The 17,412-nt window shown below is 51.6% G+C and carries 10 protein-coding genes, 6 tRNA genes, 3 rRNA genes, 1 pseudogene and 1 riboswitch; of the genes and pseudogenes, 16 read left to right on the top strand and 4 right to left on the bottom strand.

The features are described 5' to 3' along the window. Positions 1-74: 74 nt before the first annotated feature. The gene (gene oxyR / locus HV229_RS23880; protein ID WP_003028858.1) at positions 75-992 is read left to right on the top strand and encodes a DNA-binding transcriptional regulator OxyR; all 918 of its coding nucleotides are present in this window, start codon (positions 75-77) and stop codon (positions 990-992) included. On the opposite strand, the gene sthA is transcribed toward oxyR, so the two are convergent. Beyond that, entirely contained in the window at positions 975-2,375 is a 1,401-nt protein-coding gene (gene sthA, locus HV229_RS23875) for a Si-specific NAD(P)(+) transhydrogenase (protein ID WP_016155291.1), read from the bottom strand. The genes oxyR and sthA overlap by 18 nt on opposite strands. 191 nt (positions 2,376-2,566) lie before the next feature. Here sthA and fabR point away from each other — a divergent pair, with 191 nt between their 5' ends. Further along, the gene (gene fabR, locus HV229_RS23870; RefSeq protein WP_003028862.1) at positions 2,567-3,202 is read left to right on the top strand and encodes an HTH-type transcriptional repressor FabR; all 636 of its coding nucleotides are present in this window, start codon (positions 2,567-2,569) and stop codon (positions 3,200-3,202) included. Between the two features lie 15 nt (positions 3,203-3,217). Continuing rightward, positions 3,218-3,577, top strand: a complete 360-nt coding sequence (locus HV229_RS23865; protein ID WP_016155292.1) for a YijD family membrane protein — start codon at positions 3,218-3,220, stop codon at positions 3,575-3,577. A gap of 45 nt (positions 3,578-3,622) precedes the next feature. On the opposite strand, the gene trmA is transcribed toward HV229_RS23865, so the two are convergent. Then, positions 3,623-4,723 (bottom strand): tRNA (uridine(54)-C5)-methyltransferase TrmA, encoded by a 1,101-nt coding sequence (trmA, locus tag HV229_RS23860; RefSeq protein WP_181546543.1) that lies wholly within the window; start codon positions 4,721-4,723, stop codon positions 3,623-3,625. 115 nt (positions 4,724-4,838) lie between these two features. Beyond that, a riboswitch (cobalamin riboswitch) is annotated at positions 4,839-5,026 on the top strand. A 64-nt stretch (positions 5,027-5,090) separates the two neighbouring features. Here trmA and btuB point away from each other — a divergent pair. The 9 genes from btuB (at position 5,091) to birA (ending at position 15,541) form a co-directional block, all read left to right on the top strand. Next, positions 5,091-6,929, top strand: coding sequence for a TonB-dependent vitamin B12 receptor BtuB (gene btuB, locus HV229_RS23855; protein WP_181546541.1), 1,839 nt, complete (start codon positions 5,091-5,093; stop codon positions 6,927-6,929). Continuing rightward, positions 6,874-7,725: a glutamate racemase gene (gene murI / locus HV229_RS23850; RefSeq protein ID WP_181546539.1), complete on the top strand. Its 852-nt coding sequence runs from the start codon at positions 6,874-6,876 to the stop codon at positions 7,723-7,725. The genes btuB and murI overlap by 56 nt, the downstream gene beginning before the upstream one ends. A gap of 375 nt (positions 7,726-8,100) precedes the next feature. Beyond that, a 16S ribosomal RNA gene (locus tag HV229_RS23845) occupies positions 8,101-9,642 on the top strand. 71 nt (positions 9,643-9,713) lie between these two features. Next, a tRNA-Ile gene (locus tag HV229_RS23840) sits at positions 9,714-9,790 on the top strand. A 108-nt stretch (positions 9,791-9,898) separates the two neighbouring features. Next, positions 9,899-9,974 (top strand) — tRNA-Ala (locus HV229_RS23835). A 208-nt stretch (positions 9,975-10,182) separates the two neighbouring features. Beyond that, a 23S ribosomal RNA gene (locus HV229_RS23830) occupies positions 10,183-13,089 on the top strand. 97 nt (positions 13,090-13,186) lie between these two features. Beyond that, positions 13,187-13,302: ribosomal RNA gene (rrf, locus tag HV229_RS23825) — 5S ribosomal RNA — on the top strand. The 16S, 23S and 5S rRNA genes sit together here with 2 tRNA genes alongside, the layout of an rRNA operon. Positions 13,303-13,553: 251 nt before the next feature. Continuing rightward, positions 13,554-14,582 (top strand): UDP-N-acetylmuramate dehydrogenase, encoded by a 1,029-nt coding sequence (murB, locus tag HV229_RS23820; protein ID WP_047359268.1) that lies wholly within the window; start codon positions 13,554-13,556, stop codon positions 14,580-14,582. Next, positions 14,579-15,541: a bifunctional biotin--[acetyl-CoA-carboxylase] ligase/biotin operon repressor BirA gene (gene birA / locus HV229_RS23815; RefSeq protein ID WP_137367367.1), complete on the top strand. Its 963-nt coding sequence runs from the start codon at positions 14,579-14,581 to the stop codon at positions 15,539-15,541. Before murB ends, birA begins: the two co-directional genes overlap by 4 nt. A gap of 32 nt (positions 15,542-15,573) precedes the next feature. Here the strand turns inward: birA and coaA are convergent, their stop codons facing one another. Next, a complete protein-coding gene (gene coaA / locus HV229_RS23810) occupies positions 15,574-16,524 on the bottom strand; it encodes a type I pantothenate kinase (protein WP_003031107.1) in 951 nt (316 codons plus the stop codon). Between the two features lie 301 nt (positions 16,525-16,825). After that, positions 16,826-16,894: pseudogene (locus HV229_RS26400) on the bottom strand (hypothetical protein); the annotation flags it as partial. Positions 16,895-16,913: 19 nt separating this feature from the next. Between HV229_RS26400 and HV229_RS23805 the strand changes: the two are divergent. The 4 genes from HV229_RS23805 to HV229_RS23790 all read left to right on the top strand — a co-directional run bounded on the left by HV229_RS23805 (position 16,914) and on the right by HV229_RS23790 (position 17,352). Beyond that, positions 16,914-16,989, top strand: a tRNA-Thr gene (locus tag HV229_RS23805). Between the two features lie 8 nt (positions 16,990-16,997). Next, positions 16,998-17,082 (top strand) — tRNA-Tyr (locus HV229_RS23800). Positions 17,083-17,196: 114 nt separating this feature from the next. After that, a tRNA-Gly gene (locus HV229_RS23795) sits at positions 17,197-17,271 on the top strand. 5 nt (positions 17,272-17,276) lie between these two features. Further along, positions 17,277-17,352 (top strand) — tRNA-Thr (locus tag HV229_RS23790). The last annotated feature ends 60 nt before the right edge of the window (positions 17,353-17,412 follow it).

Raw genomic sequence — 17,412 nt, 5'->3', positions numbered from 1 at the left:
AAGCTTGATAGGGATAATCGTTCGTTGCTATTCTACCTATCGCTACGAACTATCGTGGCGATGGAGGATGAATAATGAATATTCGTGATCTTGAATACCTGGTGGCGCTAGCCGAACATCGTCACTTCCGACGAGCGGCAGACTCCTGTCACGTTAGTCAGCCAACGCTGAGCGGACAGATCCGCAAGCTGGAAGATGAGCTTGGCGTCATGCTGCTGGAGCGTACGAGTCGCAAAGTGCTGTTCACTCAGGCAGGTTTACTGCTGGTGGATCAGGCGCGCACCGTGCTGCGCGAGGTCAAAGTGCTCAAGGAGATGGCAAGCCAACAAGGCGAGACAATGTCTGGACCGCTGCATATTGGTTTGATCCCAACGGTGGGGCCATACCTGCTGCCGCATATTATTCCTATGTTGCACCAGACCTTCCCAAAACTGGAAATGTATCTCCACGAGGCGCAGACGCATCAACTGTTGGCGCAACTGGATAGCGGTAAGCTCGACTGCGTCATTCTGGCGCTGGTGAAAGAGAGTGAGGCGTTCATCGAAGTACCGTTATTTGATGAGCCTATGCTGCTGGCGATCTATGAAGATCACCCATGGGCAAACCGCGACTGTGTGCCGATGTCCGATCTGGCGGGTGAGAAACTGCTGATGCTAGAGGATGGCCACTGCCTGCGCGATCAGGCGATGGGCTTCTGCTTTGAAGCGGGTGCCGATGAGGATACCCATTTCCGGGCGACCAGTCTGGAAACGCTGCGTAACATGGTGGCGGCAGGCAGCGGTATTACCTTACTGCCTGCGCTGGCCGTGCCGCCGGAGCGTAAGCGTGATGGCGTTGTCTATCTGCCCTGCATCAAGCCTGAACCGCGCCGTACGATTGGCCTGGTGTATCGTCCAGGTTCGCCGCTGCGCAGCCGTTATGAACAGCTGGCAGAGGCCATCCGTGGGTCAATGGATGGCCATTTCGACAGTGCGTTAAAACAGGCGGTTTAAGCCATTTAGCGCTGCTACCCGATAGGCTTCCGCCATGGTTGGGTAGTTAAAGGTGGTGTTAACGAAGTATTCGATGGTGTTACCACCACCTTTTTGCTCCATTATCGCCTGACCGATGTGAATAATTTCGGCCGCGCGTTCCCCAAAGCAGTGGATCCCCAGAATCTCTTTCGTTTCGCGATGGAACAGGATCTTCAGCGTTCCGACACTCATACCCACGATTTGCGCACGTGCCAGATGTTTAAACTGGGCGCGGCCAACCTCGTATGGAACTTTCATGGCCGTGAGCTGCTGCTCGGTTTTCCCGACGGAGCTGATTTCCGGAATGGTATAAATTCCGGTCGGGATATCTTCGATCAGATGCGCGGTAGCTTCGCCTTTTACCAATGCCTGGGCGGCAATGCGTCCCTGATCGTAGGCCGCCGATGCCAGACTCGGATAGCCGATCACATCTCCTACGGCATACACGTGCGGCAGCGCCGTCTGGTACATGCTGTTGACCTTCAACTGTCCGCGGCTGTCGGTTTTCAGCCCAATATTTTCCAGCGCCAGCGAATCGGTATTACCGGTACGGCCATTGGCGTACAACAGGCAGTCGGCTTTCAGTTTCTTACCGGATTTCAGATGCATGATGACGCCGTCATCGCAACCTTCAATCTTCTCGTACTCTTCGTTGTGGCGAATGACCACTCCGCTGTTCCAGAAGTGGTAAGAGAGCGAGTCGGACATCTCTTGATCGAGGAACGCAAGCAGACGATCGCGGGTGTTGATTAAATCGACTTTGACGTCCATTCCACGGAAGATCGACGCATATTCGCAGCCAATTACTCCCGCACCATAAATCAAAACATGGCGGGGTTCATGGTGCAGGCTCAGGATAGAGTCGCTGTCATAAACCCGGGGATGGGAAAAGTCGACATCCACCGGATGATAGGGGCGTGAACCACAGGCGATGATGAACTTATCCGCGGTCAGCGTTTCCACCGTGCCGTCGTGGCATTCAAGGGCGAGTGTGTGTTCATCAACAAAACGGGCATTTCCCTGCAAAATTTCACAGTGGTTGCGCTCGTAAAATCCTTGCCGCATACGCGTTTGCTGATTAATAACGTTATCAGCGTGGTTGAGAATATCGGCGAAAGAAGAACGAAGGAGTCGGGAGTGGTCGCTGTAAAGTGGGTTCTGATTGAATTCAATAATACGGCTGACGGCGTGGCGGAGGGCTTTCGACGGGATGGTCCCCCAGTGGGTACAGCCTCCGCCGACGTTATGATAGCGCTCAATCACCGCGACGCGCGCTCCTTGCTTAACCAGACCCATTGCAGCGCCTTCGCCGCCGGGACCGGAACCTATTACTATTGCATCGTAATCGTAGGAATGTGACATGGTCAGGCTTACCTGTTCTTATACATAAAAGCAACAGAATAGTAACATCGTTGTCGGGATAACCCAATTATCGTTGTGCTTTTTTGCGAACTCGAAGCACAAACTGCGCGTAAACAATCATTCACAAAGCCATGCCAACCGCCTAATCTCTGGTATAGTGCCAGCAAGGTATGTGGAAGGATTCAGACATCGTGATGGGCGTTAGAGCGCAACAAAAAGAAAAAACCCGGCGTTCGCTGGTAGAAGCCGCATTTAGTCAACTCAGCGCTGAGCGTAGTTTTGCCAGCCTCAGTTTACGCGAAGTCGCTCGTGAAGCGGGCATTGCGCCAACCTCGTTTTATCGCCATTTCCGCGATGTGGATGAACTCGGCCTGACGATGGTGGATGAGAGTGGTTTGATGCTGCGTCAGTTGATGCGTCAGGCGCGTCAGCGTATCGCGAAGGGCGGGAGTGTGATCCGCACCTCGGTCTCAACATTTATGGAGTTCATCGGCAACAATCCCAACGCCTTCCGTTTATTATTGCGCGAGCGTTCGGGAACCTCCGCGGCGTTTCGCGCAGCGGTCGCTCGTGAAATTCAGCACTTCATTGCGGAACTTGCGGACTATCTCGAACTCGAAAACCATATGCCTCGTGCGTTTACTGAAGCGCAGGCCGAAGCCATGGTCACCATTGTGTTCAGCGCCGGGGCAGAAGCACTGGATGTTGGCGCCGAGCAGCGTCGACAGCTGGAAGAACGGCTGGTATTGCAACTGCGCATGATCGCGAAGGGCGCATTTTATTGGTACCGCCGTGAACAAGAGAAGATGACGCATCACTCCGAGTAACGAGAAGGACGAGCAATGAAACAGTCAGGTCAAGATAAAGGTACGCTGCTGCTGGCGCTGGTTGCTGGCTTATCGATCAATGGCACATTTGCGGCGCTGTTTAGCTCCATTGTGCCATTCTCAGTATTCCCAATTATTTCGCTGGTGCTGACGGTTTATTGTCTGCATCAACGCTATCAAAACCGCACCATGCCTGTGGGGTTACCGGGCCTGGCCGCCGCCTGTTTTATTCTCGGCGTTCTGTTGTACAGCACTGTGGTGCGCGCTGAATATCCGGATATTGGCTCAAACTTCTTCCCAGCGGTTCTGTCGGTGATTCTGGTGTTCTGGATCGGCTTTAAAGTACGTAACCGTAGACAGGAAATCGTGGAGTAATATTTGTAGGCCGGGCAAGCGAAGCGCCCCCGGCCAGGACATCATTTACTTGGCGGTCAGTAATATTCCGCACTCCATATGGTGCGTATACGGGAACTGATCGAACAGAGCCAGGCGTGAAACATTGTGCGTCTGGCTTAACGTTTCCAGGTTCTTACACAATGTCTCCGGGTTACAGGAGATGTACAGAATTCGCGGGTACGCCTGCACCATTTTCTCTGTTTCGCTGTCCAGACCGCTGCGCGGTGGGTCAACGAAAATGGTTTCACACTGGTAACTCTTCAGATCGATTCCCTGCAAACGGTTGAACTCGCGAACCCCGTTCATCGCCTGAGTAAACTCTTCGGCCGCCATGCGGATAATTTGTACGTTATCAATATGGTTAGCCGCAATGTTGTATTGCGCAGCAGCCACGGACGGTTTAGCGATTTCAGTGGCCAGCACGCGGTTGAAGTTTTGTGCGAGGGCTAACGAGAAATTGCCATTGCCGCAGTACAGCTCAAGCAGGTCGCCTTTTGATCCCCTGGTGACATCAATCGCCCATTCCAGCATCTGAATATTCATGGCGGCATTCGGCTGGGTGAAGCTGTTCTCAACCTGGCGGTAGATAATCTCTTTACCCGCAACCGGCAAGCGTTCGTCAATGTAATCCTGGTCCAGCTCGATTTTGGTTTTGGTTGCCCGGCCAATCAGATGCACGTTCAGGTTTTGCGCCCGTAACGCATCCCGCAGCGCTTCAGCTTCCTGACGCCATTCATCATCCAGCTTTTTATGGTACAGCATCGATACCACCGCCTGATCGCTCAGGGTAGTGAGGTAATCAATCTGGAACAGTTTGTGGCGCAGGACGTGGTTGTTGCGAACGCCGTCGATCATTGCCGTCATCAGCGTGTTGATAAGCTCGCTGGCCGCCGGGAAACTGTCGACGCGGATACGGCTTTTGGTCTGGCTGTCGAACATGATGTGGTACAGATCATCCCCGTCATGCCACAGACGAAATTCCGCGCGCATACGGTAGTGGCTGACCGGCGAGCGAAACACTTCCGGAGCCTGTGCATAAAATGGCGTCATTAAGCTCTGCAGACGCACTACTTTTTCAGCTAACTGGGCGTCGTACTGTTCTGTCGGAAGGTGTTCGGGGGTCATGATGCGTCCTGAAAAATAAAAGTACGCGGGGATTGTAGGGATTGCTCAACAGATGTCCAGTCATTGATGATTTCCGATATTGTGATGCGCGGTCTGGACACCAGGTTGTAACAAACTGTAGCATCCGTTTTCCGGTCCTGTGAGTTAAAAGGGAATCCAGTGTGAATCTGGAGCTGACGCGCAGCGGTAAGGAAGGTAGGAGATGATCGCACCTGGTGCAGACACTGCGGCTTGCCGTGGGAAGTCATCATCTCTTTAAGTTGCCTCCAAGCCCGAAGACCTGCCGGCTAACGTCGCATCTGGTTTTCATCATCGCGTACTATCGGTGGGACCTGCGGCATCCTTCTTATATTGTGGATGCTTTACAATGATTAAAAAATCGTTGCTGTGCACGGCACTGTCCGTCACAGCATTTTCGGGTTGGGCGCAGGACACTAGCCCAGATACTCTCGTCGTCACTGCCAACCGTTTTCAGCAGCCTCGTAGCGCTGTACTTGCCCCTATCACCGTTGTTACGCGTCAGGATATCGATCGCTGGCAATCCACTTCCGTCAATGATGTGCTTCGTCGCCTGCCGGGCGTGGATATCGCCCAATACGGTGGTATGGGACAAAATTCGTCTATTTCTATTCGCGGCACCAACGCCAGCCATGTGCTGGTGTTGATTGACGGCGTGCGTCTGAACCTGGCAGGGGTTAGCGGCGCAGCCGATCTTAGCCAGTTCCCAGTCTCGTTAGTGCAACGTATCGAATACATTCGTGGGCCGCGTTCGGCGGTTTATGGTTCTGATGCGATTGGCGGTGTGGTGAATATCATTACCACGCGTGAAAAGCCGGGGACGGAACTCACTGCCGGTGTGGGGAGCAATGGGTATCAGAATTATGATGTCTCAACCCAACAACAGCTTGGCGAAAATACGCGCGTCACATTAATGGGCGATTATGCCTATACCAAAGGTTTTGATGTTGTCGCATACGGTAGCACTGGCTCTCAGGCTCAGCCTGACAAAGACGGTTTCTTAAGTAAGACGCTATATGGCGCGCTGGAACATAACTTTTCCAATACATGGAGCGGGTTTGTTCGCGGCTACGGCTATGATAACCGAACAGATTATGACGCGAATTATTATCCGGGGACACCGTTAGTGGATACCCGTCAGCTCTATAGCCAAAGCTGGGATGCCGGGCTGCGCTTTAATGGCGAGCTTATCCAGTCGCAACTGGTTTCCAGCTATAGCCATAGTAAAGATTACAACTATGATCCGGATTATGGCCGCTATGACTCCTCGGCCACACTGGATGATATGAAGCAATATAATGTTCAGTGGTCCAACAGTATGGTGCTTGGTCACGGTAACGTAGGCGCAGGTGTTGACTGGCAAAAGCAAACCACGACGCCTGGCACCGGGTATGTCACGGACGGTTACGATCAGCGTAATACGGGTCTCTACCTGACCGGGTTGCAACAACTGGGCGACTTTACCTTTGAAGGTGCGGCGCGCAGTGATGATAACTCCGAATTTGGTCGTCATGGCACATGGCAAACCAGTGCCGGATGGGAGTTTTTTGAAGGCTATCGTTTTATTGCGTCCTACGGTACATCTTACAAAGCGCCTAATCTGGGACAACTTTATGGAATGTTCGGGAATTCCAACCTAGATCCTGAAGAGAGCAAACAGTGGGAAGGGGCATTTGAAGGGCTAACGGCGGATGTGAATTGGCGTTTGTCAGGGTATCGCAACGATATTGATGACATGATCGATTACAACCCCCACACCAAAAAATACTATAACGAAGGCAAGGTACGTATTAAAGGTGTTGAGGTTACTGCGAATTTCGATACCGGGCCGTTAGTACACACTCTGAGCTACGATTACGTTGATGCACGTAATGCGATTACCGATAAACCGCTCGCTCGTCGTTCAAAGCAGCAGGTGAAGTATCAACTTGACTGGCAAGTTGATGATTTTGACTGGGGTTTAACGTATCAGTATTTAGGAACACGATACGACAAGGATTTCGTCACCAATCAGCCGGTAAAAATGGGTGGGGTTAGCCTGTGGGATCTTGGCGTGTCATATCCAATCACCTCACAGCTGACAGTTCGTGGTAAAATCGCCAACCTGTTCGATAAAGATTACGAGACAGTTTATGGCTACGCAACTGCAGGACGGGAATACACCTTGTCTGGCAGCTACACTTTCTGATCCGTGCCCCACTGTGCTGGTGTTTGATTCCGGCGTCGGTGGGTTGTCGGTCTATGACGAGATCCGGCGTCTTCTGCCGGATCTCCACTATATATACGCTTTCGACAATGTCGCCTTTCCTTATGGAGAGAAGAGCGAGGAGTTTATCGTCGAACGTGTTGTTGAGATTGTGACTGCGGTCCAGCAGCGCTATCCCCTCTCTCTTGCGGTTATCGCGTGTAATACAGCAAGTACGGTATCACTCCCTGCATTACGTGAGAAATTTGCCTTTCCGGTTGTGGGCGTGGTGCCTGCTATTAAACCGGCGGCGCGACTCACGGCGAATGGTGTGGTGGGACTGCTGGCTACGCGTGCAACGGTGAAGCGTTCATATACCCATGAGTTGATTGCACGGTTTGCTAACGAATGTCAGATAGCGATGCTGGGTTCCGCTGAACTGGTGGAACTGGCGGAAGCGAAGCTGCACGGTGAAACCGTTTCTCTGGAAGAACTGCGTCGTGTCCTGCGCCCTTGGCTGCGGATGTCGGAACCACCTGACACGGTGGTGCTCGGATGCACCCATTTCCCTCTATTACGGGAAGAACTTTTACAGGTCCTGCCTGAGGGGACGCGGCTAGTAGATTCTGGTGCCGCGATTGCGCGTCGTACGGCCTGGTTATTAGAACATGAAGCGCCAGACGCGAAATCAACTGATGAGAATGTCGCATTCTGCATGGCAATGACGGCAGAAGCCGAACAATTATTGCCCGTGCTGCAGCGTTATGGCTTTAAGACGCTCGAAAAACTGGCTGTTTAGGCTGTTTTGGTGGAAAAGTAGGCACTCGGAAGATTATTTTAAATTTCCCCTTGTCAGCCTGAAATAACTCCCTATAATGCGCCTCCACTGACACGGAACAACGGATTACACGCCGCCGGGTCAGCGGGGTTCCACTGAGGATCTCGCAGAGAAAAGCAAAAATAAATGCTTGACTCTGAATGAGGAAAACGTAATATACGGGACCTCGCGACAGAGCGCTAAAGCGCGTCGCAACTGCTCTTTAACAATTTATCAGACAATCTGTGTGGGCACTCGAAGATACGGATTCTTAACGTCGCAAGACGAAAAATGAATACCAAGTCTCTGAGTGAACACGTAATTCATTACGAAGTTTAATTCACGAGCATCAAACTTAAATTGAAGAGTTTGATCATGGCTCAGATTGAACGCTGGCGGCAGGCCTAACACATGCAAGTCGAACGGTAGCACAGAGGAGCTTGCTCCTTGGGTGACGAGTGGCGGACGGGTGAGTAATGTCTGGGAAACTGCCCGATGGAGGGGGATAACTACTGGAAACGGTAGCTAATACCGCATAACGTCGCAAGACCAAAGAGGGGGACCTTCGGGCCTCTTGCCATCGGATGTGCCCAGATGGGATTAGCTAGTAGGTGGGGTAACGGCTCACCTAGGCGACGATCCCTAGCTGGTCTGAGAGGATGACCAGCCACACTGGAACTGAGACACGGTCCAGACTCCTACGGGAGGCAGCAGTGGGGAATATTGCACAATGGGCGCAAGCCTGATGCAGCCATGCCGCGTGTATGAAGAAGGCCTTCGGGTTGTAAAGTACTTTCAGCGAGGAGGAAGGTGTTGTGGTTAATAACCGCAGCAATTGACGTTACTCGCAGAAGAAGCACCGGCTAACTCCGTGCCAGCAGCCGCGGTAATACGGAGGGTGCAAGCGTTAATCGGAATTACTGGGCGTAAAGCGCACGCAGGCGGTCTGTCAAGTCGGATGTGAAATCCCCGGGCTCAACCTGGGAACTGCATCCGAAACTGGCAGGCTAGAGTCTTGTAGAGGGGGGTAGAATTCCAGGTGTAGCGGTGAAATGCGTAGAGATCTGGAGGAATACCGGTGGCGAAGGCGGCCCCCTGGACAAAGACTGACGCTCAGGTGCGAAAGCGTGGGGAGCAAACAGGATTAGATACCCTGGTAGTCCACGCCGTAAACGATGTCGACTTGGAGGTTGTGCCCTTGAGGCGTGGCTTCCGGAGCTAACGCGTTAAGTCGACCGCCTGGGGAGTACGGCCGCAAGGTTAAAACTCAAATGAATTGACGGGGGCCCGCACAAGCGGTGGAGCATGTGGTTTAATTCGATGCAACGCGAAGAACCTTACCTACTCTTGACATCCAGAGAAGTTTGCAGAGATGCGAACGTGCCTTCGGGAACTCTGAGACAGGTGCTGCATGGCTGTCGTCAGCTCGTGTTGTGAAATGTTGGGTTAAGTCCCGCAACGAGCGCAACCCTTATCCTTTGTTGCCAGCGGTCCGGCCGGGAACTCAAAGGAGACTGCCAGTGATAAACTGGAGGAAGGTGGGGATGACGTCAAGTCATCATGGCCCTTACGAGTAGGGCTACACACGTGCTACAATGGCATATACAAAGAGAAGCGACCTCGCGAGAGCAAGCGGACCTCATAAAGTATGTCGTAGTCCGGATTGGAGTCTGCAACTCGACTCCATGAAGTCGGAATCGCTAGTAATCGTGGATCAGAATGCCACGGTGAATACGTTCCCGGGCCTTGTACACACCGCCCGTCACACCATGGGAGTGGGTTGCAAAAGAAGTAGGTAGCTTAACCTTCGGGAGGGCGCTTACCACTTTGTGATTCATGACTGGGGTGAAGTCGTAACAAGGTAACCGTAGGGGAACCTGCGGTTGGATCACCTCCTTACCTTAAAGAAACGTTCTTTGTAGTGCTCACACAGATTGTCTGATGAAAATTAGCAGTAAGAAAATCTCTGCAGGCTTGTAGCTCAGGTGGTTAGAGCGCACCCCTGATAAGGGTGAGGTCGGTGGTTCAAGTCCACTCAGGCCTACCAAATTCGCCTCCGTGCTGTGTTACGGCGATGCTCGCATACTTCAGTATGCTTCGCACCACCGCGCCTTGCCCGGAAACGAATTAGGGTACAGAGATTAGCATTTACGATGGGGTTATAGCTCAGCTGGGAGAGCGCCTGCCTTGCACGCAGGAGGTCTGCGGTTCGATCCCGCATAGCTCCACCATCCTTTACTGCAAAAAAACAAGAAAACTTCAGAGTGTACCTGAAAAGGTTCACTGCGAAGTTTTGCTCTTTAAAAATCTGGATCAAGCTGAAAATTGAAACGACACACTGTTTCATTTCTCCGTAAACAAGAAATGAAAAGCGGTGTGTCCGAGTCTCTCAAATTTTCGCAACACTGAAGTGTTTTACGAAACATCTTCGGGTTGTGAGGTTAAGCGACTAAGCGTACACGGTGGATGCCCTGGCAGTCAGAGGCGATGAAGGACGTGCTAATCTGCGATAAGCGTCGGTAAGGTGATATGAACCGTTATAACCGGCGATTTCCGAATGGGGAAACCCAGTGTGATTCGTCACACTATCATTACGTGAATACATAGCGTAATGAAGCGAACCGGGGGAACTGAAACATCTAAGTACCCCGAGGAAAAGAAATCAACCGAGATTCCCCCAGTAGCGGCGAGCGAACGGGGAGCAGCCCAGAGTCTGAATCAGCATGTGTGGTAGTGGAACGGTCTGGAAAGTCCGACGGTACAGGGTGATAGTCCCGTACACAAAAGTGCATGTGTTGTGAACTCGAAGAGTAGGGCGGGACACGTGGTATCCTGTCTGAATATGGGGGGACCATCCTCCAAGGCTAAATACTCCTGACTGACCGATAGTGAACCAGTACCGTGAGGGAAAGGCGAAAAGAACCCCGGCGAGGGGAGTGAAAAAGAACCTGAAACCGTGTACGTACAAGCAGTGGGAGCCTCTTTATGGGGTGACTGCGTACCTTTTGTATAATGGGTCAGCGACTTATATTCTGTAGCAAGGTTAACCGAATAGGGGAGCCGAAGGGAAACCGAGTCTTAACTGGGCGTTAAGTTGCAGGGTATAGACCCGAAACCCGGTGATCTAGCCATGGGCAGGTTGAAGGTTGGGTAACACTAACTGGAGGACCGAACCGACTAATGTTGAAAAATTAGCGGATGACTTGTGGCTGGGGGTGAAAGGCCAATCAAACCGGGAGATAGCTGGTTCTCCCCGAAAGCTATTTAGGTAGCGCCTCGTGAACTCATCTTCGGGGGTAGAGCACTGTTTCGGCTAGGGGGTCATCCCGACTTACCAACCCGATGCAAACTGCGAATACCGAAGAATGTTATCACGGGAGACACACGGCGGGTGCTAACGTCCGTCGTGAAGAGGGAAACAACCCAGACCGCCAGCTAAGGTCCCAAAGTCATGGTTAAGTGGGAAACGATGTGGGAAGGCACAGACAGCCAGGATGTTGGCTTAGAAGCAGCCATCATTTAAAGAAAGCGTAATAGCTCACTGGTCGAGTCGGCCTGCGCGGAAGATGTAACGGGGCTAAACCATGCACCGAAGCTGCGGCAGCGACACTATGTGTTGTTGGGTAGGGGAGCGTTCTGTAAGCCGTTGAAGGTGTGCTGTGAGGCATGCTGGAGGTATCAGAAGTGCGAATGCTGACATAAGTAACGATAATGCGGGTGAAAAACCCGCACGCCGGAAGACCAAGGGTTCCTGTCCAACGTTAATCGGGGCAGGGTGAGTCGACCCCTAAGGCGAGGCCGAAAGGCGTAGTCGATGGGAAACAGGTTAATATTCCTGTACTTGGTGTTACTGCGAAGGGGGGACGGAGAAGGCTATGTTAGCCGGGCGACGGTTGTCCCGGTTTAAGCATGTAGGCGGAGATTCCAGGTAAATCCGGAGTCTTGTTAACGCTGAGGTGTGATGACGAGGCACTACGGTGCTGAAGTAACAAATGCCCTGCTTCCAGGAAAAGCCTCTAAGCATCAGGTAACACGAAATCGTACCCCAAACCGACACAGGTGGTCAGGTAGAGAATACCAAGGCGCTTGAGAGAACTCGGGTGAAGGAACTAGGCAAAATGGTGCCGTAACTTCGGGAGAAGGCACGCTGATATGTAGGTGAAGTGATTTACTCATGGAGCTGAAATCAGTCGAAGATACCAGCTGGCTGCAACTGTTTATTAAAAACACAGCACTGTGCAAACACGAAAGTGGACGTATACGGTGTGACGCCTGCCCGGTGCCGGAAGGTTAATTGATGGGGTTATCCGTAAGGAGAAGCTCTTGATCGAAGCCCCGGTAAACGGCGGCCGTAACTATAACGGTCCTAAGGTAGCGAAATTCCTTGTCGGGTAAGTTCCGACCTGCACGAATGGCGTAATGATGGCCAGGCTGTCTCCACCCGAGACTCAGTGAAATTGAACTCGCTGTGAAGATGCAGTGTACCCGCGGCAAGACGGAAAGACCCCGTGAACCTTTACTATAGCTTGACACTGAACACTGGTCCTTGATGTGTAGGATAGGTGGGAGGCTTTGAAGTGTGGACGCCAGTCTGCATGGAGCCAACCTTGAAATACCACCCTTTAATGGCTGGTGTTCTAACGTAGACCCGTGATCCGGGTTGCGGACAGTGTCTGGTGGGTAGTTTGACTGGGGCGGTCTCCTCCTAAAGAGTAACGGAGGAGCACGAAGGTTAGCTAATCCTGGTCGGACATCAGGAGGTTAGTGCAAAGGCATAAGCTAGCTTGACTGCGAGAGTGACGGCTCGAGCAGGTGCGAAAGCAGGTCTTAGTGATCCGGTGGTTCTGAATGGAAGGGCCATCGCTCAACGGATAAAAGGTACTCCGGGGATAACAGGCTGATACCGCCCAAGAGTTCATATCGACGGCGGTGTTTGGCACCTCGATGTCGGCTCATCACATCCTGGGGCTGAAGTAGGTCCCAAGGGTATGGCTGTTCGCCATTTAAAGTGGTACGCGAGCTGGGTTTAGAACGTCGTGAGACAGTTCGGTCCCTATCTGCCGTGGGCGCTGGAGAATTGAGGGGGGCTGCTCCTAGTACGAGAGGACCGGAGTGGACGCATCACTGGTGTTCGGGTTGTCATGCCAATGGCATTGCCCGGTAGCTAAATGCGGAAGAGATAAGTGCTGAAAGCATCTAAGCACGAAACTTGCCCCGAGATGAGTTCTCCCTGACCCTTTAAGGGTCCTGAAGGAACGTTGAAGACGACGACGTTGATAGGTCGGGTGTGTAAGCGTAGCGATACGTTGAGCTAACCGATACTAATGAACCGTGAGGCTTAACCTTACAACGCCGAAGGTGTTTTGGCGAAAGAGACACGAAATTCAGCTTGATTACAGATTACATCGACAGACCTGAGAGGTGTGTTGATAGACAGAATTTGCCTGGCGGCTGTAGCGCGGTGGTCCCACCTGACCCCATGCCGAACTCAGAAGTGAAACGCCGTAGCGCCGATGGTAGTGTGGGGTCTCCCCATGCGAGAGTAGGGAACTGCCAGGCATCAAATAAGTGAAGAAGCCCATCCTGCCGGATGGGCTTTTTTGCGTCTGCAGGGAGTGAAAACTGCCGGATGCGGCGTGCCGCCTTATCCGGCCAGCGTCTGTTATTACCGGATACAGCGCCTGTAAACCTTATTCTGCCTGTGATTGCAGCCTCATCGGTTGCAAAGCAACATCCTAAGCTTCCATAACACAAGCCATCCCGCTGCATATACGGTAAACTAAGCGCGATTTTGCATCAGGAAAGCGTCTATGAATCACTCCCTTAAAGCCTGGAACACCTTCGGTATCGATCAACAAGCTAATGTGCTTGTCTGTGCTGAAAATGCGCAACAACTACTAAATGCCTGGCAATCAGCCAATGCATCACATCATCCAGTGCTAATCCTGGGCGAAGGGAGTAACGTCCTGTTTCTTGATGCCTTCCATGGAACGGTGATCGTCAACCGTATCAAGGGAATAGCGATTACAGAACAACCTGATGCGTGGCATTTGCACGTAGGCGCGGGTGAAAACTGGCATCATCTGGTAGAGCATACGCTGCAGCAAAGCATGCCCGGGCTGGAAAATCTGGCGCTGATCCCCGGCTGCGTGGGTTCATCGCCAATCCAGAATATTGGTGCCTATGGCGTAGAACTGCGGCGCGTCTGCGAATACGTGGACTGCGTAGAGCTTTCGACCGGCAAACATCTGCGCGTCAGCGCCGCAGAATGCCGATTTGGTTACCGTGACAGTATCTTCAAACATGAGTATCAGGATCGTTTTGCGATTGTAGCTGTTGGTCTGCGCTTACCTAAACAGTGGCAACCCGTTCTCACATACGGTGACCTGACGCGTCTTGATCCTGCCACGGTAACGCCTCGGCAGGTTTTTGATTCTGTTTGCCATATGCGCACCACAAAACTGCCCGATCCAAAAGTAAACGGGAATGCGGGGAGTTTCTTTAAAAACCCGGTTGTCACCGCGGACATTGCGCAGGAGCTCCTGGTGAAATTCCCTACTGCACCTCATTACCCGCAGGCTGATGGCTCTGTGAAACTGGCTGCTGGCTGGCTTATCGATCAATGTCAGCTAAAAGGCATGCGCATTGGTGGCGCAGCGGTACATCAGCAGCAGGCACTGGTGCTGATCAATGCAGGCCATGCTACGAGTCAGGATGTGGTGCAACTGGCGCATCACGTACGCCAAAAAGTCGGTGAGAAATTCAATGTCTGGCTTGAACCGGAAGTCCGGTTTATTGGCCCACTGGGTGAAGTGAATGCCGTGGAGATCGTTGCATGAAGGATAATACCGTCCCCCTGACGCTTATTTCATTATTAGCCGATGGCGAATTTCACTCTGGTGAGCAACTCGGTGAAAAGCTGGGAATGAGCCGTGCGGCAATCAATAAACATGTCCAGACGCTACGTGACTGGGGTGTTGATGTATTTACTGTCCCTGGTAAAGGATACAGCTTACCTGAACCTATCCAGCTATTAGATTCATCACTTATTTATTCTCAGCTGGATGGCGGGAATATAACGGTCCTGCCGGTTATCGACTCAACCAATCAGTACCTGATGGATCGAATTGGTCAACTCGAGTCAGGGGATGCCTGCGTCGCTGAGTATCAGCAGGCCGGTCGTGGTCGTCGTGGACGTAAATGGTTCTCTCCCTTTGGCGCCAATCTGTACCTTTCAATGTTCTGGCGACTGGAACAAGGACCGGCAGCCGCGATTGGCCTGAGCCTGGTGATTGGTATTGTCATGGCTGAGGTTTTACGCGATCTGGGCGCGGATAAAGTGCGTGTTAAATGGCCCAACGACCTCTATTTGCTCGACCGTAAACTGGCAGGGATCCTGGTTGAACTCACCGGAAAAACGGGTGATGCCGCACAGATTGTTATTGGGGTGGGTATAAACATGTCCATGCGTCGGGTTGAGGAGAATGTGGTTAATCAAGGCTGGATTAATCTGCAGGAAGCGGGTATTACCATTGACCGCAATACTCTGGCTGCCCGACTGATCCGCGAGCTGCGCGCTGCCCTGGTACTGTTTGAGCATGAGGGCCTGGCGCCGTATTTGTCCCGCTGGAGGGCGCTGGATAACTTTATCGACCGTCCCGTTAAACTCATTATTGGTGATAAAGAAATATTTGGCGTATCTCGTGGAATAGATGCGCAGGGTGCATTACTACTCGAACAAAATGGCGTGATAAAACCCTGGATGGGTGGGGAAATATCGCTTAGAAGCGCTGAATAATAAGAAGGGGAGCTATGGCTCCCCTTTATTTTTTATTTTCGTAATCTGACTTGCTCAACGGCATGATTGGCGCTTTTCGTCATGATTAAGCTGGCTCGCTCACGCGTTGGTAAAATATTTTGTTTTAAATTCAACCAGTTGATTTCTTTCCACAGCGATGTGGCCGTGTTGATTGCCTCGTCTTCCGACAATTTCGCATAGTTATGGAAATAAGAGTCTGGGTTGGTAAATGCCCCTTCGCGGAATTTCAGGAAGCGGTTGATATACCACGTCTGGAGTAATTCTTCTGGCGCATCCACATAAATAGAAAAGTCGACAAAGTCAGAAACAAATACATGATGTGGATCGTGAGGATAGTCCATCCCGCTTTGTAATACATTGAGCCCTTCGAGGATTAATATGTCGGGCTGGGCAACGGTTTTGTCGCCATCAGGGATCACATCATAAATCAGATGAGAATAGACCGGTGCCGTAACGTTGGGGACGCCAGACTTTAGATCGGAAACGAATTTAACCAGACGGTGCATATCATAGGACTGAGGAAAGCCTTTCTTCTTCATGAGCCCACGATCTTTCAACACCTGGTTAGGATGAAGAAAACCGTCGGTAGTGATCAGCTCAACCTTACGATGCTCGGGCCAGCGACTCAGCAACGCTTGCAACACACGTGCAGTCGTACTTTTGCCGACGGCGACGCTGCCAGCAATGCTAATAATATAAGGAATACGCTCGCCGTTGGTGCCTAAAAATTGCTCCAGCACAGCCTGACGCCGCAGGTTCGAACTGATGTAAAAATTTAGCAAACGCGATAATGGCAAATAAATCTCAGCAACTTCTTCCAGCGATAAGTCTTCGTTAATGCCTTTCAGACGAGCAATCTCTTCCTCGGTCAGAGTCATCGGCACGGAATCACGAAGCGCAGCCCACTGGTTGCGATCAAACTGTAGGTAAGGCGACGTTAACGCTTGCTCTTTTATACTCATACGCATGGTCTGGCTGTCATTGCTATATCAGGTCTGCGGTAAAAAACGAAATCATCCCCGGTACGCAATGGCACGCACATTTCAGTTAATTTGGACAATGGGCAGGAGGGTAACACCAGATGGGAGGGAATAATAAGAAAAAATCGTCCCCTGAAACGCAATGTGACGGCTATTCCAGATGTATAAAGATGCACTTTCTCTCTATTGATAACTGCATGCTGGAGCAAAATGCCTTCAGGGAGCGCGGCTGACGTTGGAAATTTGTTCAATTCGAAGAAGAAATAGATTATTTATCGGTCGTATAGTGCAAAATGTGAGCGATAGAACATTTTATGCAATTTTTTAGTTGCATGAGTGCGCATGTCTCCATAAAATGCGCGCTACTTGATGCCGACTTAGCTCAGTAGGTAGAGCAACTGACTTGTAATCAGTAGGTCACCAGTTCGATTCCGGTAGTCGGCACCATCAAGTCCGGTGGGGTTCCCGAGCGGCCAAAGGGAGCAGACTGTAAATCTGCCGTCACAGACTTCGAAGGTTCGAATCCTTCCCCCACCACCACTTTCTGGCAGCGTTATCGCCGCCTGAGTTGGTTAAAAAATTAATCAGCTCGAATAAAAAAGAGAGAAATCTCTTTTTTATTACAGAAAGAACTGGGTAGCCGAGTTTCAGGATGCGGGCATCGTATAATGGCTATTACCTCAGCCTTCCAAGCTGATGATGCGGGTTCGATTCCCGCTGCCCGCTCCAGACGTGCTGATATGGCTCAGTTGGTAGAGCGCACCCTTGGTAAGGGTGAGGTCCCCAGTTCGACTCTGGGTATCAGCACCACTTCACTTCTCCTTCCCGTTTCTCTCTGTTTACTTTTAAAAGCATTCAACAGCTCAGGCA

Origin of the sequence: Citrobacter sp. RHBSTW-00524 (assembly GCF_013747755.1) — a bacterium.
Taxonomy (GTDB): Bacteria; Pseudomonadota; Gammaproteobacteria; order Enterobacterales; family Enterobacteriaceae; genus Citrobacter; species Citrobacter braakii.
Note: the sequence above shows the minus strand (reverse complement) of the source record. Positions and strands in the feature narration are given on the sequence as shown.